The organism is Rhizobium sp. O111 (assembly GCF_055616315.1).
In genome coordinates this window covers 2,641,226-2,663,354 of the sequence record NZ_JBSHXL010000001.1, presented here as the reverse complement: position 1 = coordinate 2,663,354, position 22,129 = coordinate 2,641,226, and the positions used below count along the sequence as shown (strand labels likewise).

The window sequence follows — 22,129 nt, the reverse complement described above, 5'->3', positions numbered from 1 at the left end:
ACTTGGGTTCTGGAGGGGCGCATGGAATTCCACAAGTCATTTCCGATCGCAGTCATCGACGAGGATTTCGACGGCAAGAGCGCTGCCGGCCGCGGGATGCGCGATCTGGCGGCCGCCATCGAGGCGGAGGGGTTCCGTGTCGTCTCCGGCGTCACTTACGAGGATGCGCGGCGGCTGGTTCATATCTTCAACACGGAGTCCGCCTGGCTGGTTTCCGTCGACGGGACGGAGGACAAGGCGTCGCGCTGGCAGGTGCTGGAGGAGGTTCTGAGCGCCAAGCGCCGCAAGAACGACCGGCTGCCGATCTTCCTGTTCGGCGACGACACCACGGCTGAAGACGTGCCGGCCAGCGTGCTGCGCCACGCCAACGCCTTCTTGCGGCTGTTTGAGGATTCCGCCGAGTTCATGGCGCGCGCCATCGTGCAGGCGGCGCGCAATTATCTCGACCGACTGCCGCCGCCGATGTTCAAGGCGCTGATGGATTACACGCTGGAGGGGGCGTATTCCTGGCATACGCCGGGCCACGGCGGCGGCGTCGCCTTCCGCAAGAGCCCGGTTGGGCAGCTTTTCTACACCTTCTTTGGCGAGAACACGCTGCGGTCGGATATCTCGGTGTCGGTCGGCAGCGTCGGGTCGCTCCTGGATCATGTCGGGCCGATCGCCGAGGGAGAGCGCAACGCGGCGCGCATCTTCGGCACGGATGAGACCCTGTTCGTCGTCGGCGGCACCTCGACCGCCAACAAGATCATCTGGCACGGCATGGTCGGGCGCGGCGATCTCGTGCTTTGCGACCGCAACTGCCACAAATCGATCCTGCATTCGCTGATCATGACCGGCGCGACGCCGATCTATCTCATTCCCTCGCGCAACGGGCTCGGCATCATCGGACCGATCTCCAAGGATCAGTTCACGCCCGAGGCGATCGCACAGAAGATCGCGGCGAGCCCGTTCGCAGGCGAGACCAGCGGCAAGGTGCGGCTGATGGTGATCACCAACTCGACCTATGACGGCCTCTGCTACAATGTCGACGCCATCAAGGTGTCGCTCAAGGATTCAGTCGAAGTGCTGCACTTCGACGAGGCCTGGTATGCGTACGCGAATTTCCACGAGTTCTACGACGGCTTCCACGGCATCTCCTCGACGCAGCCGGCGCGCTCGCAGAACGCCATCACCTTTGCCACCCATTCGACGCACAAGCTTCTCGCGGCCTTCTCGCAGGCGTCGATGATCCACATCCAGCACGCTGAAAACAAGAACCTCGACGTCACGCGCTTCAACGAAGCCTTCATGATGCACACCTCGACATCGCCGCAATACGGCATCATCGCGTCGTGCGATGTCGCCGCGGCGATGATGGAGCAGCCGGCCGGCCGCGCGCTGGTGCAGGAGACGATCGACGAGGCGATCAGCTTCCGCCGGGCGATGAATGCGGTGCGCGGCCAGATGGGGCAGAGCTGGTGGTTCGACGTGTGGGAGCCCACGATCGCCGAGGAGACGCCGAGCGATACGCATGCGGAGTGGGTGCTGAAGCCCGGCGACGCCTGGCACGGCTTTACCGGGCTTGCCGAAAACCACGTGATGGTCGATCCGATCAAGGTCACCATCCTGTCGCCGGGGCTCTCGGCGGATGGGACGATGCAGGAGCACGGGATACCGGCCGCCGTCATCACCAAATTCCTCTCCTCGCGGAGGATCGAGATCGAGAAGACCGGGCTTTATTCCTTCCTCGTGCTGTTTTCGATGGGGATCACGCGCGGCAAGTGGAGCACGCTCGTCACCGAACTCATCAATTTCAAGGATCTCTACGACAGTAACGCGCCATTGACGCGCGCGCTGCCGGCGCTCGCCGCCGCCCATCCCGAGGCTTACGGCAATATGGGCCTGCGCGATCTCTGCGAGCAGATCCACGCCATCTACCGCAAGGACGACGTGCCGAAGGCGCAGCGCGAGATGTACACAGTGCTGCCCGAGATGGCGCTGCGGCCGGCCGATGCCTATGACCATCTCGTCAAGGGGCGGATCGAGAGCGTCGAGATCGACAAGCTGATGAACCGCATCCTGGCGGTGATGATCGTTCCCTATCCGCCGGGTATTCCGCTGATCATGCCCGGCGAGCGGATCACCGAAACGACGAAATCCATCCAGGATTACCTGCTTTACGCGCGCGATTTCGACCGCAAGTTCCCGGGCTTCGAGACCGATATTCACGGCCTGCGCTTCGAGGCCGGCGGCAACGGGCGCCGCTACCTCGTCGATTGCGTGGCAGAGGGGGCGGTCCAATGATCCCGCGCGACGTGAAATCCCCGACGGTTGCGATACCGTTCAACAAGATGCTGAAGATCGTCGCCGTCGTCGATCGCGACAACCGCCAAGTGCAGGAGCTGCTGGCGCAGCTCGCCGCCGACAATTTCGAGGTCGAACTCCGCGATGACTACACGGCCGACATTTCGGAAGACGCCTCGGTGGGCGCCTATATCGGCTCCGTCGAAGGCGGCCTCTTACCCTATGCGCGCGGCTTTCTCCGCTCGCTGCGTGAGGCGGGTTTCCGCACGCCGGTCTGGGCGATGGCGGATACGCTCAGTATCTCGGACATGGATGTGGTGGAGATGGCGGGCGAGGTGGATGGCTTCGTCTATCTCGGCCAGCAGACGCCTGCCTTCTACGCCAAGCAGATCGTCTCCAGCCTGATCAACTACGGCAAGTCGCTGCTGCCGCCGTTCTTCGGGGGCATGATGGCCTATGATGGAGAGGCCAATATCGCCTTCGATTGCCCCGGCCACCAGGGCGGGCAGTTTTATCGTAAATCTCCAGCCGGCCAGCTGTTCTTCAAGTATTTCGGCGAAAGCATCTTCCGCAACGATCTTTGCAATGCAGACGTCGATCTCGGTGATCTCCTGATCCACGAAGGCCCCGCCGTCGAGGCGCAGAAGCAGGCGGCGCGGATTTTCGGGGCGGATCGCACCTATTTCATCCTGAACGGGACCAGCACCTCCAACAAGGTGGTGACCAACGCGGTGCTGCACGCTGGCGATCTCGTGCTCTTCGATCGCAACAATCACAAGTCGCTGCATCAGGGAGCGCTCGTACAGGCGGGGGCTATCCCGATCTATCTTCCGACAGCGCGCAATTCCTTCGGCATGATCGGCGCCGTCGACTGGGCGGCGTGGGACGAGGGCTGGCTGCGCCAGCAGATCGCGGCCCATCCGCTTCTGGCAGACAAGAGCCGGGCCAATGCCGAGCGGCCCTTCCGGCTGGCCTGTATCCAGCTCGCCACCTATGACGGCACGATCTACAATGTCCGCCAGGTCATGGAGAAGATCGGCCATCTCTGCGACTACGTGCTCTGGGACGAAGCCTGGATCGGCTACAACGCGTTCCATCCGCTGTTCGAGGGCCATAGCCCGATGCGGCTCAAGGATCTCAAGCCCGACATGCCCGGCCTGTTTTCGACGCAGTCGGTGCACAAGCAGGGGGCGGGCTTCTCGCAGGCGTCGCAGATCCACAAGCGCGACGAACATATCAGCGACCAGCGCCGCTTCATCGAGCACAAGCGCTTCAATGAATCGCTGCTGATGCATGTCTCGACATCGCCCTTCTACCCACTGTTCGCCTCGCTCGACGTCAATGCGAAGGTGCACGAAGGCAAGGCCGGCGAGATGCTCTGGGATCGCTGCATCGGCCTCGGGATCGAGGTGCGCAAGAAGCTTCGCGGCTTCGTCCAGCATTACGAGAGCAAGGCGACGAGCGCCGAGGAGCAGTGGTTCTTCGATCCCTTCGTGCCGGACAAGATCTCCGTCACCGGCTCGAAACACACCGGCGACCTCACGGGCATAAGGTGGGAGGACGTGCCGACCGATGTCTTGAAGCGCGAGCAGCAGTGCTGGCGGTTCGATCCGGAGGCGACATGGCATGGTTATACCGGTTATGCGCCCGGCTACACGATGGTCGACCCCAACAAGCTGACGCTTCTGACGCCCGGTATCGACCGGAAGACGGGCGAGTATCGCGAGTTCGGCATCCCGGCGACCGTCGTTGCCAACTATCTGCGCGAGCAGCGCGTCGTGCCGGAGAAGTGCGATCTCAACAGCCTGCTCTTCCTGCTGACGCCGGCCGAAGACGAGAGCAAGCTCAACACGCTGGTCGCCAAGCTGGTGAAATTCAAGAACCTGTGGGATCGCGACGCGCCGCTACAGGATGTGTTGCCGACCGTCTTTGCCGCCAATCGCGAGCGCTACCAGGGCTACACGGTGCGGCAGGTCTGCAAGGAGATGCACAGCTTCTATCGCTCCGCCGGCGTCAAGGAGCTGCAGCGCCTGTGCTTCCGCTCCGAGAGCTTTCCGGAGCCGGCGATCTCGTCGAAGCAGGCCTATGAGGCGCTGGTCGCCAACAATGTCGACTACGTGCCGCTGTCGGAAGCCGCCGGGCGCATTTCGGCGACGCTGGCGCTGATCTATCCGCCCGGCATCGGCGTGATCGTGCCCGGAGAGCGCTGGGACAACAGGGCGCGGCCGATGCGCGATTATTTCCTGGCCTTCGAGGAGTCCTTCAACCGCTTCCCGGGCTTCAACTACGAAGTCCAGGGCGTGTTCCAGGAACGGATCGATGGGCGCATCAAGTTCCACACATATGTCGTGCGCGAGTAGGGCGAGGGGAGTGTCATCATGACCGATCACACAATGCATGCTGCGGCCGATACCACGGCCAAGAAGAAGATGAACCTGATGCAGCTGACCTTCATCGTCGCCGTCAACATGATGGGGTCGGGCATCATCATGCTGCCGGCGAACATGGCGCAGGTCGGCGCCATCTCGCTGCTCTCCTGGATCGTTACCGCGCTCGGTTCGATGGCGATCGCTTACGGTTTCGCGCAGGCCGGGCTGTTCAACCAGCGCCCCGGCGGCATGTCTGCCTATGCCGAGGATGCCTATGGCAAGGACGGCTATTTCCTCGTCTTCTTCCTGTATTTCCTGTCGTTGGCGATCGGCAATGTCGCGATCGGCATCTCGGCGGTGGGCTATCTCGCCGGCTTCTTTCCGGTGCTGACCTCGACGCCTGTCATGACCTGTGTCGCGCTGATCGCTCTCCTGTGGCTGACAACGGCAGCCAATTTCGGCGGCCCGCGCATCACCGGGCGGATCGGGTCGATCACCGTGTGGGGCGTCATCATTCCGGTCGGTCTGCTCTCGATTATCGGTTGGTTCTGGTTCAGTTCGAGCACGTTCGGTGCTGCCTGGAACCCGAAAGGGCTCACGCTCGCGCAGGGGATGGGATCGAGCATTTCGCTGACGCTCTGGGCGTTCCTCGGCATGGAGTCCGCGGCGCAGAACTCCGATGCCGTCGAGAACCCAAAGCGTGACGTGCCGCTTGCCTGCATGTTCGGCACGCTCGGCGCCGCCGTCATCTATATCCTGTCGACGACGGTGATCCAGGGCATCGTGCCGAACGCCGATCTCGCGGCGTCGACTGGTCCCTTCGCGCTTGCCTATGCGACCATGTTCAATCCGACGATCGGCTCGATCATCATGGCGCTCGCGGTGCTTGCCTGCGTCGGGTCGCTGCTCGGCTGGCAGTTCACCATCGCGCAGACGGCGCGCACGGCGGCGCAGGAGCGGATGTTCCCGGCGATCTTCTCGCGCGTGAACCAGATGGGCGCGCCGGTCCAGGGCATGATCATCCTCGGCATCGTGCAGACGGGGCTCGCGCTGATGACGATCTCGCCGACGCTCAACGAGCAGTTTTCCGCGCTCGTCAACCTCGCAGTCGTCACCAACGTGCTACCCTATATCGTGGCGCTTTCGGCTCTCTTCGTGATGATGAAGAAGGCGGGCGTGCCGCCGGCGAAGTACCGGCTGAACTCCATCATCGCCACGCTCGGCATGCTCTACAGCGTGTTCGCGATCTATGCCTCGGGCAAGGACGCGGTGCTTGGCGGCATGCTGGTGACAGGTATCAGCTTCATCATCTACGGCCGGATCGCGCCGCGCTTTGCGAGCGGCCTGAATCGTGTCGCGGCGGCCGAATAGTTCCGGGGAGGATGCGTCATGCAACAGAAGAAGCGTTTCAAGACATTGCTGACCGCGTCGATCCTCGCCGGCGCGGCCGCCTCCATGGTGCTGTCGTCCGCCGAGGCGCAGACGCTCGATCGGATCAAGACGAGCAGCTCGCTGAAGCTCGGCTATGAGCCCGATGCCCGGCCATTCTCGTTCAAGACCGAGCAGGCGACACCCGGCGGCTACGCGGTCGCGCTGTGCGGCAAGATCGCCGATAGCCTGAAGACGGCGCTGAACCTGCCGCAGCTGAATGTCGAGTGGGTACCGCTGACCGATAAGGGGCGGGAGCCGGCGATAAAGGACGGGACGGTGGATCTCGTCTGCGGTGCCGAGCCGATCACGCTCACTCGTCGCGCCGAGGTGTCCTTCTCGCTGCCGATCTTTCCGAGCGGCACGGGCGTGGTCCTGAGCAAGAGCGCACCGCTGGCGTTGACCGAGGTTCTGGCATATGGGCAGCCCACCAGCCGGCCGATCTGGCGCGGCTCTCCCGCTCGTACCATCCTCGAGCACAAGACCTTCTCGTCGATCGCGGGCACGACCAGCGAGCGCTGGCTGGCTGACCGGATCAAGACCTTCCAGCTGGCGGCGACATCGGTGCCGGTGGAAAGCTATGCGATCGGTATCGAACGTGTCGTCGACGGCAGTTCGGCAGCACTCTTCGGCGACATGCCGCTCCTGATGGATGCGGCCGCCCGCAGCGACAATGCCGGCAATCTCGTGGTGCTGAGGCGGCATTTCACCTATGAGCCGCTGGGGCTGGAACTGGCGCGTGGTGACGAAGACTTCCGTCTCGCCGTCGATCGCGCGCTCAGCCAGACTTACGCCTCGGCCGATTTCGTGGACCTCTTCACGACATGGTTCGGCGTGCCCGACGAGGCTATCGTCACCTTCTTCCGTCAGACCGCGCTGCCGGAGTAAACCTCATGCCGACCCGCCTCATCATGGTTGTTTGTCGATAAAAAGCGATATTTGTTGCATCGCGGAACAATCCGACACCCTCAGGGATTCGTACAAGGAGTAGCGAATGCGGAGGTAAGCCATGAACCGGGAGCGCGGACGGAGGAGGCTGATGCTCAGACTGCCGGATATCCGGCATGTGCTGTCAGGTGTGCCCACGGAAGCGCTCGGTGACATGTTCGAGTCCTACGCATTGGCCGCCGACGCGCTCGACCGGTTTCGCAGCGAGAAGCCGCTGCAGGAAAGTCTGATCGCGGAATATTCCGAGCTTTGTCGCGAGATCGAGCAGGAGGTTATCCTCTATTGCTCCGGCGGGCTCAGATCTCAGGGGTGAGGCCGTTCAGCCTTCTTTTGTCTCGTCTCAATCAACCGGCACAAGCGGCTTTGCTTCCGTGCTGTCTCGCGGCGGCCAGGCCCAGGCGCGCAGCAGTTCGTAGAACACGCTGAGCACGATCGGCCCGAGAAACAGGCCCAGTAGCCCATAGGATAGCGTGCCGCCGATAACCCCGATCAGGATCACCAGCATCGGCGTCGAGAGACCTTTGGCCATCAGGATCGGCTTAAGCACATTGTCGACAAGCATGATCGGTACCGCCACGACTGTCAGTGCCAAGGCGACCGATGTCGGCCATGAGAGCCAGCCCCAGATGATCGCCGGCACGAGGACCAGCCCCGGACCCAGCTGCATGACGCAGAGCATGAAGATGATGAAGGTCAGTGCGCCCCGTGCGGGCAGGTCGAAGAAGGCGAAGCACAGGCCGCACATCAGCGTCTGCAGGAAGGCAACGCCGATGACGCCGCGCGAGACATTCCTGACTGTCGTTCCCGCAAGCTTGGCGAAGCCGACGCCCCGGTCGCCGGCGATGCGGCTCGCCAGAACCTGAATGGTTTCGGCCAGCCGCGTCGACTGGGTAAGGAAGAAGCCGGAGAGAATGACGGAGGCGACGAAGCTCAGCACGCCGCCGCTGATCGAGGCGAGCTTGGCGACGACGATACCCATCACATGCAGGATCGGCTTTTGATACTCGATGATGTTGGAGGCGAGATCGCCCGCGACCTTGTTCCAACCCGCATAAAGGCGTTCGCCGATGACGGGCCATGTGCGAATGCTCTCGGGTGCTGCCGGCAGCGCGAAGCTCTCCGCCTGGAGCTTGCCGACCAGTCCTTCCACCGCGTCGGCGAAGTTGACCGCCACGAGCGCCACGGGGGCGATGATCAGCACGAGGCAGGCGACGACGATGACCGTAGCCGCGATCACCGGCCGGTTGCCGATCAGGCGCGAGAGCGCGTTGAACATCGGGTAAAGCGCGACGGCAAGGATGGCCGACCAGACGACGATCAGCGCGAAGGGCGCGATGAGCAGCACCGTCCAATAGGCGAAGAGGCCGATGATCCCGAGGCGCACGAGGTCGCTGACCCTTGCCTCGATCGAGATCTGTCCGGCGTCCTTCGCAGCCATGCCCACGTCGTTCGTCTGGTCCATGATCATAACCCGCGCCGCGAGCCCCCTTGCGCGCCTGGCGTCATTGCGTCGTGTCGGGCACGACGTGGCGGACGCTGCCATCCTCGATGAAGTCCGACGGCCGCTTCTGGCGCTTGCCGAGATCGGGCTCCTCGAACTTGATCCGCTCGTAGGGGATGGACTGCAGGATGTGCGAGATGCAGTTGATCCGCGCGCGCTTCTTGTCGTCCGAGGGGACGATCCACCAGGGCGCGTGGTTGCTGTCGGTCATCCTCAGCATCTCGTCATAGGCGCGGGTATAGTCCCACCAGCGCTGATAGGATTCGACATCCATCGGGCTCAGCTTCCACTGCCGGACCGGGTCGTCGATGCGGCGCCGGAAGCGCCGCTCCTGCTCCTCCTCGCTGACAGTCAGGAAGTATTTGAGAAGCGTCACGCCGCTCTCGACGATCGCCGCCTCGAAACGCGGCGCGAGCTCGAGGAAACGCTGCACCTTCTTCTCGCTGCAGAACCCCATGACGCGGTCGACGCCGGCGCGGTTGTACCAGCTGCGGTCGAAGATCACCACTTCGCCGGCCGCCGGTAGATAGTTGATGTAGCGCTGCATGTAGATCTGCGATTTCTCGCGTTCGGTGGGGGCGGGCAGCGCGATCACGCGGAAGACGCGCGGGCTGACCTTCTCGGTGATCCGCTTGATCATGCCGCCCTTGCCGGCGGCATCGCGACCTTCGAAGACGATGACCACACGGGCGCCCGATTTCTTGACCCACGCCTGGAGATGCGCCAACTCCACCTGCAGGCGGGCGATCTGCTTGTCGTAATCCCACGCCTTCTTTTTCTTCTTGTCCTTGCCGTTGGACTTTGCCGATGGCTCCGGGTCGTGCCCCTTGGTTTCCAGTATCTCGTCCATGGTTCTCCCTCCGTGCTCTTAAACCGTGCTGCCTGCCGATGTCGTGACTGTCTGATCGTAATTTCCGATCAGCGCCCGCAGCGCCTCTTCCCTGCCGTTGAAGATGTTGTCCGGGCCGATCGTCCTGATGACGCCGGCGCGGCTCAGAATGCCGCGGCTCTCCTCGCTGAGATCGGCGATCGCGAAGGTTATGTTGCGCTTGGCAAGGATCTCGGCCACGGCTTCGAGCGCGGTGGCGCCCGTGCTGTCGATATGGGTGATCGCGCTGGCATCGAGCACAAGGCAGCGAGTCTCGGCGGGCAGGTTTCGCGCCACTGAAGTCAGGCGGTTCCTGATGTAATCGGCGTTGTAGAAGAGGATGCTGCCCTGGACCGCGAAGACGGCGGCGCCGTCGACAGGGCGCGCTTCGGGGTGGCGGGCGAGGTCGAAGAAGCCGTGCCGGCCTTCGATGCGGCCGAGCAGGCCGTCGCGCGGAAACATCGTCTGACGCAGCAGATAGACCAGTGTTGCGGCCACCGCGACGATGACGCCGTTGAGGACGCCGAAGCTGATGGCGCCCCACATGGCGATCAGCGCGAAGATGAACTCCATGCGGCTGATGCGCCAGATCTTGCGCAACTCGTGGACGTCGATGAGGCTGATCGCCGCCATGGCGAGGATTGCGGCCAGCGCCGGAATGGGCAGGATGCGCAGCGCGCTGTGGAGGAAGACGAGGGCTGCGATCAGCGTTGCCGCCGAGACGAGGCCGGCCGCCTGCGAGACGCCGCCGGTCGACAGGTTGATCGCGGTGCGGGAATCCGAAACGCTGATCGGAAACGAGCCGAACAGCCCCGGCGCGATGTTGGCCGCGCCGAGGCCTATCAGCTCCTGGTTCGCATCGACCTCTTCGCCGGTGCGCGAGCCGAAGCTGCGGGCCGCCACGATGCCCGCGCCGAAGCTCACCAGAAAGATCGCGGCGGAGCCGAGTATGATCTTGTCGAGTGGCATCTGGTGGAGCGCGGGCAGCGAGAAGCTTGGCAGGCCGCTCGGGATGTCGCCGACGACGGCGATGCCGCGCCCCTGAAAATCGAAAATGGCCGAGAGCACGACCGAGAGGACGACGACCAGCACCGGCCCCGGAATTTTCAACTGGAAGGCGCGCACGAGCCACAGCAGCGCGAACATCGCAAGGCCGAGGAGCAGCGAGGGCCAGTGGATCAGCCCGCTCTTGCCGGCGATCTCGACCAGCGGCGGGACCAGCCCGTCGGATTCGATCTTCACGCCGGTGAAGCGACCGATCTGGCCGACGAGGATCGACAGAGACACGCCGGCGAAGAAGCCGACGAGGATCGGGCGCGAGAGGAAGCTTGCGAGAACGCCGAGGCGCAGCAGCTTGGCGGCGATGCAGCAGATGCCGACGCCAAGCGCGAGCGCTGCCGCGATCGCGACCCGATCGACCGGGGTGCCGGCGGGGTAGGCGGCGACGATCGTTCCCATGGCCGCGGCAAGCACCGTCATGGTGGCCGCATCGGGGCCGACGACGAGGAGCCGCGAGGGCCCGAAGATCGCGTAGGCGATCGGCGCGACGATGCTGGCGTAGATGCCCGTTTCCGGGGGCAGGCCGGCAATGGCGGGATAGGCGATGGCGCTCGGTAGGCCGACGGCCGCAATCGACAGCCCGGCTGGGATATCGCTCTTCAGCCAATCCCTGCTGAAACCGCTCAGGCCTCGCAACATCGGAAGACTGCCTATCACCGCGGGCTCCTTATCACTTCGTCATCGCTGTTCCCGTATTGGTGCCGGCCCCACCGTCAAGAGCGGGACCGGCCTTCTCCCCTCAGTGTTCGAGGAAGACGTAGTTCATCCAGCTGCTCATTCTGAGCAGCACCTTTCTCAAGACCGCGACGTGGTGCCAGTGGTGGGTGTAGACGGCCACCTCGGCAACGACACCGCCGGGTAGCTGGTAGCCCTCGGTGCTCTCGAGGAGCTCGATGCTGGCGATCGTCTGGCCGGGGGCTGCGCGTTCGGGCGATTGCGGGTCGATCAGCGCGCCTGAGGGCTGCAGCTGGCCTTGCGCCATCACGTCGATGATGCCCTGCACGCGGGCCTTGAAGATCTTGCCCGGGACCGCCTTGAAGGCCACCTCGGCGTCGTCGCCGACATTGACGCGTTGCAGCGAGTTCTGGATGAAGGCGGCGCCCAGCATCTGGTCCTGGCTGTCGATGAAGACCATGACCGGGCGCAGCGGCAGCGGGTTCGCCATCATGCCCGGACGCAGGAAGACCTGGGTGACGTAGCCGTCGCTGGGGGCACGGACCGTCGTCTGATCGAGCTCGTATTCAGCATTGGCGAGCTCGGCCTGAAGGCGGGCGACGGTGGGGTTCGTACCGTTGATTTCCGATTCATAGGCCAGTTTTGCCTGCGTGGCCTGGGCGCGGGCGGTATCGACCGCAGCCTCGGCCGTCAGGTAGAGACCCCTGCGGTTTTCGACTTCGAGTTCGGAGTAGACGGCGCCACGACCGCTCGACTTGGCGTTTTCGTTGGACGCCTGGAATTTCTCGAAGGCCTGCAGCGAACGATCCCTGGAGGCTTCGGCGCCGGTGACGGCCGCATTGGCGGCGTCGAGTGCTGCTTTCAATTGCAGCACCGTCTGCTTGGCCTCGGCGAGTGCCGCCGTCTTCTGGTCGACCGTGAACTGATAGGGGCGCGGGTCGATGCGGAAGAGGACGTCCCCCTTCTTCAGCGGCGCGTTCGGCGTCACCGGCACCTCGATCACCTGGCCGCCGACCGTCGGGATGACGGGCGCCGAAGTGAAATAGATGCGTGCGTCGCTGGTGTAGGGATGATTGTAGCTCATCAGCAGCAACAGTGTCCCGATCAGGAAGATGCCGCCGAGGACCGATGTCGCCAGCGTCCACTGGTTCACCGGGATGCGGAAGATCTTGAAGATCGCGTAGCAGAGCGCCGCGTAGGTCAGTATGAGAAGCAGGTCCATCAGGCGTTCTCCCTCTCCGATGTCTGGCCTTCCGACTGGCCTTCGAGTTCCGCGATGCGGGCGTGCAGGCGTGCGATTTCAGCGTTGGCCTCCTGCGCCGGCGATAGTTTCCCATCGCTGCGGATGCCCCAGCCGCGGTCCTCGCGGTAGATCGTTGCCCAGATGAACAGGAACGGCCAGATGGCGTGGAGGGTGAACAGGCTCACCCAGCCGGCGACGTGGATCGCATCCTGATGCGGATGGTTTCTGGCCTTTGCCATCAGGTGCGGGATGTCGTGGATCGCGATCACCGCGTAGAACAGCGTGATCACGACGAAGAACAGAACGCCCAGTGCGAAATAGTCGAGGAACACGGTTTTTGCCTTTCGACAACGAATGGTCGACCTCAGCGGGTGCGGGGAATACGCAAAAACAATAGACCTGCGTGGGCGGCGATGCCCGTAGCATCACGTAACATCTATCGGATCGAGGAGGGTCGAGGGGCTTTTCGCTGCCATGCGAGACATCGCCGGTCGTCGACCTTGGCGCGCGAATTGACATGGTCCGTATCCGTCAATCGTCAACCGCACGGAGCGCGGATGCCGCGTATCTTCGCGTATCTTACGTCTGCGCCCGCGCTCAATCGCCCTATAATCAGCTGGTCTTCCTGGGGGGAGATCGGCGGTGGGGGGTGCGATGAGCTGGAGAGTAAGCAATACGCCACGACTGTCCGCTCTCGCCGTCGCCGAGGTCCATTTCCCCGATCAGGCCAAGAGGGTCCGGCATCTCTACCAGGTGAGCGAAACGTTCCGCAGCATGTGCGAGGACCTCGCGGTGATCCTGGAGACGCTGACCCATCTCGACGATCTTCCGCGCACGGAGCGGGAGGCGCGTCGGCAGGAATACAAGGAACTGGAGAAAGCGCTTCTCAGCGAAATCGGCGAGGCGCTGTCGCAATCGAACGTCGTATCGCTCAAGCGCTCCTGAGTGCTCGGACATGGAGCGCGCCAAGAGCAGCATTCATCGCCATTTGCACGGAAAGGTCGACGCGTCATGAAATCAAGATCGTTCAGACTAACCGCTGGCCTGACAACTGGTTTGACGGCGCTGGCCTTCATTTCCATGCAGCCGGCGCCTTTCGTGTTCGCCCAGACGGCGGCTCCCGCTGCCGCGCCGGCGCCCGCGGCGCCTGCTGTCGCGACCGACCTCTTGTCCGAGGATGAGCTGGAGGTGCTGGTCGCCCGTATCGCGCTCTATCCCGACGAACTGGTCGCCGCGATTTCGGCGGCGTCGCTTTTCCCGCTGCAGATCATCGAGGCGCAACGCTTCCTGGACTCCAAGAAAAAGAACGCCGATCTCAAGCCGAAGGATGATTGGGACGGCAGCGTCATTTCGCTGCTGAACTATCCCGACATCGTGAAGATGATGAGCGACGATCTCGACTGGACGCAAAAGCTCGGCGATGCGCTGACCAACCAGCAGAAGGATGTGCTCGTTGCCATCCAGCAGCTGCGCGACGAGGCGGTGGCGAAGAACATCATCAAGACGGACGACAAGGTGACCGTCGTCACCGAAAACAACAACGTGGTGATCCGCCCGACCGATCCTCAGAAGGTCTACATCCCGCAATATGAGCCGCAGATGCTCTACGAGCCCGGCTACGCGGCAGAGCCGATCTCCTACTATCCGAGCTCCTACGACAATTACTATTATCCGGGCGCCGCGTTCTTCGCGGGGGCTGTCACCGGCGTCGCCTGGGCGGCGATCGTCAATTGGGACGACTGGGGTGTCTGGGGCGGCCGGTGGAACGGCGATGTCGATATCGACTGCAACAACTGCTTCAACGACCGGAATTTCAACGGCAAGGTCAAATGGAACGATGTCGACTGGACGAAGGTCGATCGCAGCAAGCTCAGCATCGACAAGAGCCAGTTCGCCAACCTGGATCGCACGGCGATCAAGTCCGGCCTTGAAGGCGACAAGCGCAACCAGCTGAAGAACCAGGTCGGCGACCGCCGGGCGGATTTGGGGGCAGGGGGGCGCAATACGGCCGCGCGCGCCGACGATATCCGCAAGGGAACCGTCAATGGCCTGAAGGCCAACGGCAAGCCGGGCATAGCCAACAGGCCCGCGGACCGGCCGAATGCCGGGAACCGTCCGGCCAATGCATCTCGGCCCGATGCGCGTCCCGGCAATGCCGGGGCCAATCGCCCATCGAAGGGCAATGTGAAGAAGAATTCCGGCGCGCCGAAGATGGCGGCGAGGCCGGACAACCGTTCACGGCCCAACGCGCTCGGCAACCCGCAATCGTCAGGCCGACGCGAAGCGATCGCGTCCCAGCGTGGCGGCCAGAGCATGGGCGGCGGCCATCGCGGCGCGCCGCGCGCACAGAGCCGCCCGGCACCCAGGTCTTATGCCGGCGGCGCCGGACGTGGCGGTGGCGGTCATTCGCGTCCGCCGCCACGGCGCGGCGGTGGCGGCGGCGGAAGACGATAGGATCTGACCGGGTTTCCAGAGCCAATGGAGGCAACCATGGCATTGCGACTGAAGTTGATGCGTTTGCTGGTTGGTGTGGTCCTGCCCTTGACGTTCGCAAGTTCGTCCATGGCGCAGACTGGCCTGTCGGCGTACATCGGCAAGGCGCCGCAACCGTCCTTCGACACGCCTGACATGGCGCTCGACAAGCTGAAGGCGGTGCTTGCGGCGAACGATCTGAATGGGCTTGCGGAACTGCTCGGGCTGAAGGCCGACAAGCTCAAGGACAACAACGCGGCCATGGTCAGCTATGCGCTGATCCGCGAAGGCGCGTCGCGGCTGATGAAGCTTGAGGATCTCGATGGGCGCAAGGTCGTGGCCATCGGCGACAGGCTCTGGCCGCTGCCGTTTCCGCTGACGAAGGGCGCGGACGACAAGTGGACGTTCGACACGCGCACCGGACTGGAGGAGATCGTCAACCGCCGCATCGGCGAGAACGAGCTCGCGACGATCGAGACCATCCATAACTTCGTCATCGCCCAGCACATCTATGCCTCGGAGGATCGGACCGGTTCTGGCATCTACGAGTATGCGCAGAAGCTGATCAGTTCGCCCGGCAAGCGGGACGGTCTCTATTGGCAGGCAGGTCCGGGTGACGAGGACAGCCCGGCGGGCCCACTGATCGAAACCGCCGCCTTCGGCAAGGCCAAGCGCGGCGAGGGCTATTTCGGATATCGCTACCGGATATTGACCGGGCAGGGCGACAACGTGCTTGGCGGCAAGCAGAGCTACATCGTCAACGGCCACATGACGGCGGGCTTCGCGGTGATCGCCTGGCCGGTCAAGTACCGGGAGACGGGTGTGCAGACGTTCATCGCCAATGGCATGAGCGTCATCTACCAGCGCGACCTCGGGCCAGAGACGGAGAAGAAGGCGGCGGCGATCAAGACCTTCAATCCCGACAACAACTGGTCGGTCGTGTCCGAATAGGGTGAAACGCATTCGGGTGGCGGTTGTCCGAAGCAACCGCCACCCGCAAAATCGATGAGTGCTCGCAGCCCCTCCCGGGGCTTTATTTAACCGGGGGTTCCCAGGTCAGGAACAGGCCGACATCGCCGGGCATGCCACCTGGAAAGTCGATGATCATGGCCTTCAAGCCATAGCCCTGCGGCTTGGCAAGCTGTTCGAACAGGTCGAGAAGCTCCTTCGCCTTGCCCTGAAGCGTCTTCTGCCATCCTGGAAGGCTGTTGTTGATGGCGCGGCCGCCGTCGTCGCAGAAGCTTGAGGGGAAGCTGTAGATCATCGCTTCGTACTTGCCATCCGCCGCGGCCTTCATGACGAGGCGCTTGATCATCGCGCGTTCCTTCTCGTCGATATGCTTGCGGAAGAAGTCCTCGACGAACTCGGCATGCTTTTCAGCCTCTCGCGCCTTGATCTTCTCGTCGCGCTCCATCTCTGCGATCTGGAGCTCAAGGGCGCGTTTGCGCAGTTCTTCGGCGCTGGCCATGGAATGGGGTGCGGATGTCTGCGTCGATGTCATCTCTACGTCCTCCAAGTTCATCCTCAGGGGATGATAGGGCGGATAGAGAAGCGAAGGCAGTATGATACGCGGGGGTGGCTGTAAGATACGGTATGTTACGGCTACGGCCCGGAAACGGCTTCAAATGCCGGTCGTCGAGGTCGATCCTAGCCTATTTACAATCATGTGACGGCTCCAACTCCGGCCCGCCGGGGCCGATGTGCGTTACGGTAATATACGCTCCATTCGCGCGACATCATGCCATCGTCCCGCCCGTCGATGTGACCAGTCAGGGACGGATAGGATGAAAAGATCAAGACGCGGGATTCTGATAACGGCCGTTGCGTGTGTCTCCATGGGCTTTGCCTGGGGAGCGTCGGCGCAGACCTTGAGCTATGCGGATGCGGTGACGAAGCTCGCAAGCGATTGCGGCTCCGACATCCAGAAACTGTGCAAGGGACTGAACCTCGGCAGCGGCCGCATCGCCGACTGCCTGCAGCAGAACGCGGCGAAGGTTTCGCCGAGCTGCAAGGCTTCGCTTGGTACCGTATTCCAATCGATCACGACGCGCGAACAGGCGCAGACGGCCTATGAGCGCGTCTGCCAGCGCGACATGTCGAAGAGCTGCAACGGCATCAAGGGCGATGGCTTCGTGCTTGCCTGCCTGATCAAGAAGCAGCCGCGCGTCAGCGACGAATGCAATCAGACGATCACCAATGCCGGATGGAGATGAGGCGATGAAGCGGGTTCTTTCGAAAGCAATCATTCTCGCAGCGGCGGCGTTCCTCGTTCCCGTTCTGGCATCGGCGCAGGAAGTATCGCAGGAGCGCATCGTCAAGGGGCTCGGCAAGCTGACCTCCGCTGCGCCAGCCATCGATCTGGAGATCCTGCGGCAGGAGGCGATCAGCGGCGGCGGCAAGCAGATGTCGGAGCTGCCGAACTGGAAGCGTATCGCCAAGCTGCCGCAGATGGTGGTCGAGATCAATTTCGAGAACGATTCCGTCGCGATCCAGCCGAGTTCCTATCGCACGCTCGGCCTGCTTGCCGACGCGCTGCACCATCCGAACCTCTGGGACTATAAATTCCTGGTGGTCGGGCACTCCAGCTCGACGGGCGACGAGAAACACAATCTCGATCTCAGCGAGCAGAGGGCGGCCGCCATCAAGGAGGCGTTGTCCACGACCTTCGCGGTGGATCCGCAGCGGCTCTATGCCGTCGGTGTCGGCGAATACATGCCGATCCCGGGCACGGACACATCGGGATCGAACAACCGGCGCGTACAGCTGATCAATCTCGGCGTCTTCACGAAGAAATCCTGAGAGCGTCTTCAAGCAAGCCGGAAGCTAGTGAAATATTTCCCGCATGCGTCTGGCAGACACTGAGTAAGAATACATGAAACGACCCGCGTGGAGTGATCCGCGCGGGTCGTTTCATTTCGGGCAAGTTTCTTTGCTCAGCCGGGCATCTGGCCCATCCGGGACAGCGTGACGCCAGCTTCGGCCGTTATGGGTCGCGTCACGGTGTAAGCTGATACAATTCGGGATATACGCAATGTTGAACATCGTCGTACCAATGGCAGGGCACGGAAGCCGCTTCGCCAAGGCCGGCTATACTCTCCCCAAGCCACTTTTGCCTGTGCACGGCGTGCCGATGATCCGGCTGGTGATCGAAAACCTTCGCCCCTCGGTCGAGCATCGCTTCATCTTCATCTGCCAGGCTGCGCATGTCAGGGAGCATGGGCTGGGCGAGAACCTGCGCGCCTGGGCACCGGGCTGCGAGATCTTTCTCGTCGAGCAGGTGACCGAGGGTGCCGCCTGCACGGTGCTGCTCGCCCGCGACGAGATCGACAACGATCAGCCGATGATGATCGCCAATTGCGACCAGTATATCGACGTCGATATCGACGATTATCTTCAGGCCATGGGCGATCTCGACGGGATGATCATGACCATGACGGCTGACGATCCGAAGTGGAGCTTCGTTTCCTTCGGCGCCGATGGCTATATCGACAACGTCGTCGAGAAGCAGGTGATTTCCGATCACGCGACCGTCGGGATCTACAATTTCCGCAAGGGCTCCGACTTCGTTTCCTATGCGGACCGGATGATCGAGCGCGACTTCCGCGTCAACGGCGAGTTCTATGTGGCGCCGGTCTATAATTTCATGATCGAGGACGGCTCGAAGATCGGCGCCTATTCGATCGGCTCGGTGGATGCGGGGATGTATGGTCTCGGCGTGCCCGAGGATCTCACCCATTTCCAGAGCCTGCCCTTGTCCATCGACGTGACGCGCTCGCTGGGTGCCGCGGCATGATCGAGGTTCTGAGCCATCGCGGCTATTGGAAGACGCCTGAGGAGAAGAACTCGGTCGAGGCCTTCGTGCGCTCCTTCTCGCTCGGCTTCGGCACGGAGACCGATGTGCGCGACAGCCAGGCGGACGGCGCGTCTTCGATCGTCATCTCGCACGACATTCCGCGCGGGGGAGAGATCTCCTTTTCCGAGTTGCTTCGGATCGCCAAGCAACACGGTTCGCCGTTGCTGGCGCTGAACATCAAGGCCGATGGTCTGCATGACATGCTGGCCGAAGTGCTCTCGAGCGAAGGCTACAGCAACTACTTCCTCTTCGATGCCTCGGTTCCCGATCTCATCCAGGGCGTGAAGCGCAAGATGACCTCGTTCACGCGTCTCAGCGAATATGAGCGCGAGGCCTCGCTTTACGACGATCCCGGCGTGACCGGCGTGTGGATCGACAACTTCCTGCCGGGGCGCTGGTACGACGCGGCGCTGATCGAGGGCATTCTCGCCGACGGCAAGTCGGCCACGCTGGTGGCGCCGGATCTCCACGGCCGCCACGACGAATATGAACCATTTCTCCAGTGGCTGGTGTCTTCGGGGCTCAACGAGCGGGACGGGCTTTCCGTCTGCACCGACTTTCCGGAGCGCGCGCAACTGATTTTGACTGGCCGGGACGCAGCATGACCACGCTTAAGGCGATTATCTTCGACATGGACGGCGTGCTGATCGATGCACGCGAATGGCACTACGAGGCGCTGAACCGGGCGCTCGAGCTCTTCGGATACACCATTCCGCTGCACGAGCACCTGACGATCTTCGACGGCCTGCCGACACGGCGCAAGCTGGAGATCCTGACGACCACGCGCGGGCTTCCCGAGGCGCTGCACGGCTTCATCAACGAGATGAAGCAGCTCTACACGACCGAGATGATCCACACCAAGTGCAAGCCGACCTTCAAGCAGGAATACGCGCTGGCGCGGCTGCGGGAAGACGGATACCGGCTCGCGGTGGCATCGAACTCGATCAAGAGCACTGTGTCGCTGATGATGTCCCGCGCGGCACTCGACGGTTACCTTGAGTTCCAGCTGAGCAACGAGGACGTCAAGCACGGCAAGCCGAGTCCGGAGATTTACACCAAGGCGATCACCATGATGGGCCTGACGCCCGAGGAATGCCTGATCGTCGAGGACAACGAAAACGGTATCAAGGCGGCCAAGGGTTCCGGCGCCCATGTCATGGTGGTGAACGATATCGCGGATGTGAACTATCCCGCGATCACCGAGACCATTCGAAAAATCCACGGTTGATGAGCTTGCGATGAATATTCTGATCCTGATAGCCGGCGAGCCTCGCATCCAGGCGATGGAGGCCTATCCGACCGCGCTGGTGGAAATCAACGGCGTACCCCTGGTGCAGCGGCAGCTGGCCGAATGCGCCAAGATCCCCGGCCACCGCATCATCGTGGCGATGCAGAAGAAAGACCTGGCGCGTTATCACCTCGACGAGGTCGTGCGCCTGCTGTCGCCGGACGCCGCTGTTGTCTCGGTCGAGGACAAGACGGAAGGGGCTGCCTGCACGGCGCTGCTCGCCGCCGGCTACATCGACAATGACGAGCCGCTGTTGATCCTCAACGGTGACGAATTCCTGACAGTTCCCTTCGACGGCGTGATCCAGAACTTCGTGGAGCGCGAGCTCGATGGCGGCACGATGACTTTCAAGTCAGTGCATCCGCGCTACTCCTTCGTCCGGCTCGATGAGCAGAACATGGTGGTCGAGGCGGCCGAGAAGCATCCGATCAGCGACAACGCGACGGCCGGTTTCTACTATTTCCGGCAGGGACGCGATTTCGTGCGCGCGGCGAAGAATGCGATCCGCAAGGACGCCCGGCACAACAACATGTTCTATGTCTGCCCCGTCTATAACGAGATGGTGCTCGAGGGGAAGAAGATCGGGATCTTCCCGATCAACGCCAAGGACTTCCATCCCATCAAGTCAGACCGCCAGCTGATCGAACTATCAGTCACGGAAGGTGACAAATGAGCGACAAGCCACTCACCCTCAACGACATGATCGGCGGCTGGTTCATCGGCGACTTCGATCCCACCGTCGTCAAGACGGATGCGTTCGAGGTCGGCGTGAAGCATTACGTGGCCGGCGACAAGGATGCGGCGCATTACCACAAGATCGCGCGCGAGATCACGCTCGTTGTCTCCGGCACGGTGCGGATGGTCGATCAGGTTTGGGAAGCGGGAAGCATCATCGATATCGAGCCCGGTAGGGTCAACCAGTTCGAGGCGCTGACCGATGCGACGGTGACGGTCGTGAAGATCCCGAGCGCCAAGAACGACAAGTATCTGGTTTAAGTTATTTGGAGGAGGGCGGTCGCGGATGGTTTCGCGGGCGCTATACTTTCAAGACAGTGCTATAAAGCAGAACGCCCGCATCGATGATCTCGATGCGGGCGTTCTTGTTTGATTGCTTGCTTGTTATTCCGCGCGGATTTCGTGCAGAACCATGCCGGTGCTGCCTGCCATGCTGGTCAGCCGCGGACGGTTGAAGACCGTATAGAGCGGGTTGACGCATTCCGGGTTGGCGAACAGCGTGTTGGTGTCGAAGTAACCGTCCTCGATGAACTTCAGATTGTCGTGCATCGTGCGGAGGTAATAGTACATCATGTGCAGATGACCGCGGCCGGCCAGCTGGTTCATGATCAGCGCATTGTGGAAGGCGGGAATGGCGGCCTTGCCGATCACGTGGATCGCATCGCCGACGCGGCGGTGATCGCGCCAGTAGTCGCGATATTCCTTCCAGGTGAAGTGGATGCTGTTGATGTCGATCTTCAGGTCCCAGGCGTCGAACGGCTTTTTGAAGGCCAGGTCGAAGCGGACCACGACAAGCGCATCGTAATCGGTCTTCTCGAAGATATGCTTCAGCGCTTCCTTGTAGGTCTCTGCCTGCGAGCTTCCCTTGGGGTCGAGCAGGATCAGTTCGCATGGCGCGAATTTTTCCTGCAACTCGGCCAGCGCCGGGCTTTCATATGTCGCCAGATAGACCGTGGCGTCGGGGTTCTTCGCGCGGATCGGCGCGATCACGTTCTCAAGCAAGGACGCGGCGTTGTCCCGCCCGTCCATCGGCAGGCCGAAACGATCCTTTTCAAGAAAGTTATGGCCTCTAATCAATATAGACAGTCGCATTCTAGTCGTCCCTATCACCCAATAGCTCCATGAACGCCATTTTACTTGTGCCGGGCTTGCCTCGGGGACGAATCGGTGTGCGCCGCAGCATCCGGAGCTCCCGCCAGGGCAGGATTTGTGCGTTAGGCCCAAAAAAGGTCGGAAATTATTGCGGGCGGGCGGCGCTATGCTGCTGGAGCGTCGCGCCGACATTTGCTATCCGCCGCTTCGGATCGACAGGTAACTTGCGTTTCCATGATGATTCGTTTTTGTTTCTATAGTATTTCTAATTGATAATCTGGGAATTAAAAAAGAGAATCATGGTTCTGGATCAGT

22 protein-coding genes are annotated in these 22,129 nt (G+C 62.3%); 15 read left to right on the top strand and 7 right to left on the bottom strand.

The window, feature by feature from the left end:
• The first annotated feature begins 21 nt into the window (after positions 1 to 21).
• From ACVTFQ_RS13455 to ACVTFQ_RS13435, 5 genes are all read left to right on the top strand, one after another.
• Positions 22 to 2,283: an arginine/lysine/ornithine decarboxylase gene (locus ACVTFQ_RS13455; protein WP_112437384.1), complete on the top strand. Its 2,262-nt coding sequence runs from the start codon at positions 22 to 24 to the stop codon at positions 2,281 to 2,283.
• Positions 2,280 to 4,643 (top strand): ornithine decarboxylase, encoded by a 2,364-nt coding sequence (speC, locus tag ACVTFQ_RS13450; RefSeq protein ID WP_111564057.1) that lies wholly within the window; start codon positions 2,280 to 2,282, stop codon positions 4,641 to 4,643. The genes ACVTFQ_RS13455 and speC overlap by 4 nt, the downstream gene beginning before the upstream one ends.
• Before the next feature lie 18 nt (positions 4,644 to 4,661).
• Positions 4,662 to 6,023 carry a putrescine-ornithine antiporter gene (gene potE / locus ACVTFQ_RS13445; protein WP_018896905.1) on the top strand — a complete coding sequence of 454 codons (1,362 nt, stop codon included), beginning with the start codon at positions 4,662 to 4,664 and terminating at the stop codon, positions 6,021 to 6,023.
• A gap of 18 nt (positions 6,024 to 6,041) precedes the next feature.
• Positions 6,042 to 6,968 (top strand): amino acid ABC transporter substrate-binding protein, encoded by a 927-nt coding sequence (locus ACVTFQ_RS13440; RefSeq protein WP_470423901.1) that lies wholly within the window; start codon positions 6,042 to 6,044, stop codon positions 6,966 to 6,968.
• A gap of 121 nt (positions 6,969 to 7,089) precedes the next feature.
• Entirely contained in the window at positions 7,090 to 7,341 is a 252-nt protein-coding gene (locus tag ACVTFQ_RS13435) for a hypothetical protein (RefSeq protein ID WP_111564059.1), read from the top strand.
• Positions 7,342 to 7,368: 27 nt separating this feature from the next.
• On the opposite strand, the gene ACVTFQ_RS13430 is transcribed toward ACVTFQ_RS13435, so the two are convergent.
• The 5 genes from ACVTFQ_RS13430 to ACVTFQ_RS13410 form a co-directional block, all read right to left on the bottom strand.
• Entirely contained in the window at positions 7,369 to 8,490 is a 1,122-nt protein-coding gene (locus ACVTFQ_RS13430; protein WP_111564172.1) for an AI-2E family transporter, read from the bottom strand.
• A 40-nt stretch (positions 8,491 to 8,530) separates the two neighbouring features.
• The gene (ppk2, locus tag ACVTFQ_RS13425) at positions 8,531 to 9,379 is read right to left on the bottom strand and encodes a polyphosphate kinase 2 (RefSeq protein WP_047514045.1); all 849 of its coding nucleotides are present in this window, start codon (positions 9,377 to 9,379) and stop codon (positions 8,531 to 8,533) included.
• Between the two features lie 18 nt (positions 9,380 to 9,397).
• Positions 9,398 to 11,113 carry a SulP family inorganic anion transporter gene (locus ACVTFQ_RS13420; protein ID WP_111564060.1) on the bottom strand — a complete coding sequence of 572 codons (1,716 nt, stop codon included), beginning with the start codon at positions 11,111 to 11,113 and terminating at the stop codon, positions 9,398 to 9,400.
• Between the two features lie 82 nt (positions 11,114 to 11,195).
• Positions 11,196 to 12,353, bottom strand: a complete 1,158-nt coding sequence (locus tag ACVTFQ_RS13415; protein WP_047514040.1) for an HlyD family secretion protein — start codon at positions 12,351 to 12,353, stop codon at positions 11,196 to 11,198.
• On the bottom strand, positions 12,353 to 12,706 hold the full coding sequence (locus ACVTFQ_RS13410) for a DUF3302 domain-containing protein (protein ID WP_018896912.1): 354 nt from the start codon (positions 12,704 to 12,706) through the stop codon (positions 12,353 to 12,355). Before ACVTFQ_RS13410 ends, ACVTFQ_RS13415 begins: the two co-directional genes overlap by 1 nt.
• 322 nt (positions 12,707 to 13,028) lie before the next feature.
• Here ACVTFQ_RS13410 and ACVTFQ_RS13405 point away from each other — a divergent pair, with 322 nt between their 5' ends.
• From ACVTFQ_RS13405 to ACVTFQ_RS13395, 3 genes are all read left to right on the top strand, one after another.
• The gene (locus ACVTFQ_RS13405) at positions 13,029 to 13,319 is read left to right on the top strand and encodes a hypothetical protein (protein ID WP_111564061.1); all 291 of its coding nucleotides are present in this window, start codon (positions 13,029 to 13,031) and stop codon (positions 13,317 to 13,319) included.
• 66 nt (positions 13,320 to 13,385) lie between these two features.
• Positions 13,386 to 14,828, top strand: a complete 1,443-nt coding sequence (locus ACVTFQ_RS13400) for a DUF3300 domain-containing protein (RefSeq protein WP_112437385.1) — start codon at positions 13,386 to 13,388, stop codon at positions 14,826 to 14,828.
• A gap of 36 nt (positions 14,829 to 14,864) precedes the next feature.
• Entirely contained in the window at positions 14,865 to 15,797 is a 933-nt protein-coding gene (locus tag ACVTFQ_RS13395) for a DUF2950 domain-containing protein (RefSeq protein ID WP_112949869.1), read from the top strand.
• An 82-nt stretch (positions 15,798 to 15,879) separates the two neighbouring features.
• Here the strand turns inward: ACVTFQ_RS13395 and ACVTFQ_RS13390 are convergent, their stop codons facing one another.
• Positions 15,880 to 16,314: a hypothetical protein gene (locus ACVTFQ_RS13390; RefSeq protein ID WP_402928721.1), complete on the bottom strand. Its 435-nt coding sequence runs from the start codon at positions 16,312 to 16,314 to the stop codon at positions 15,880 to 15,882.
• Positions 16,315 to 16,630: 316 nt separating this feature from the next.
• Here ACVTFQ_RS13390 and ACVTFQ_RS13385 point away from each other — a divergent pair, with 316 nt between their 5' ends.
• The 7 genes from ACVTFQ_RS13385 to ACVTFQ_RS13355 all read left to right on the top strand — a co-directional run bounded on the left by ACVTFQ_RS13385 (position 16,631) and on the right by ACVTFQ_RS13355 (position 20,983).
• A complete protein-coding gene (locus tag ACVTFQ_RS13385) occupies positions 16,631 to 17,059 on the top strand; it encodes a cysteine rich repeat-containing protein (RefSeq protein WP_313759974.1) in 429 nt (142 codons plus the stop codon).
• Between the two features lie 4 nt (positions 17,060 to 17,063).
• A complete protein-coding gene (locus tag ACVTFQ_RS13380) occupies positions 17,064 to 17,645 on the top strand; it encodes an OmpA family protein (RefSeq protein ID WP_111564065.1) in 582 nt (193 codons plus the stop codon).
• 232 nt (positions 17,646 to 17,877) lie between these two features.
• Positions 17,878 to 18,639 carry a glycosyltransferase family 2 protein gene (locus tag ACVTFQ_RS13375; protein WP_111564066.1) on the top strand — a complete coding sequence of 254 codons (762 nt, stop codon included), beginning with the start codon at positions 17,878 to 17,880 and terminating at the stop codon, positions 18,637 to 18,639.
• A complete protein-coding gene (locus ACVTFQ_RS13370; protein WP_313759973.1) occupies positions 18,636 to 19,304 on the top strand; it encodes a PI-PLC domain-containing protein in 669 nt (222 codons plus the stop codon). Before ACVTFQ_RS13375 ends, ACVTFQ_RS13370 begins: the two co-directional genes overlap by 4 nt.
• Entirely contained in the window at positions 19,301 to 19,927 is a 627-nt protein-coding gene (locus tag ACVTFQ_RS13365; RefSeq protein WP_047514019.1) for an HAD family hydrolase, read from the top strand. The genes ACVTFQ_RS13370 and ACVTFQ_RS13365 overlap by 4 nt, the downstream gene beginning before the upstream one ends.
• A gap of 10 nt (positions 19,928 to 19,937) precedes the next feature.
• A complete protein-coding gene (locus ACVTFQ_RS13360) occupies positions 19,938 to 20,660 on the top strand; it encodes a glycosyltransferase family 2 protein (RefSeq protein WP_111564067.1) in 723 nt (240 codons plus the stop codon).
• Entirely contained in the window at positions 20,657 to 20,983 is a 327-nt protein-coding gene (locus ACVTFQ_RS13355) for a cupin domain-containing protein (RefSeq protein ID WP_111564068.1), read from the top strand. The genes ACVTFQ_RS13360 and ACVTFQ_RS13355 overlap by 4 nt, the downstream gene beginning before the upstream one ends.
• Before the next feature lie 123 nt (positions 20,984 to 21,106).
• Here the strand turns inward: ACVTFQ_RS13355 and ACVTFQ_RS13350 are convergent, their stop codons facing one another.
• A complete protein-coding gene (locus ACVTFQ_RS13350; RefSeq protein ID WP_146618528.1) occupies positions 21,107 to 21,814 on the bottom strand; it encodes a hypothetical protein in 708 nt (235 codons plus the stop codon).
• Between the last annotated feature and the right edge of the window lie 315 nt (positions 21,815 to 22,129).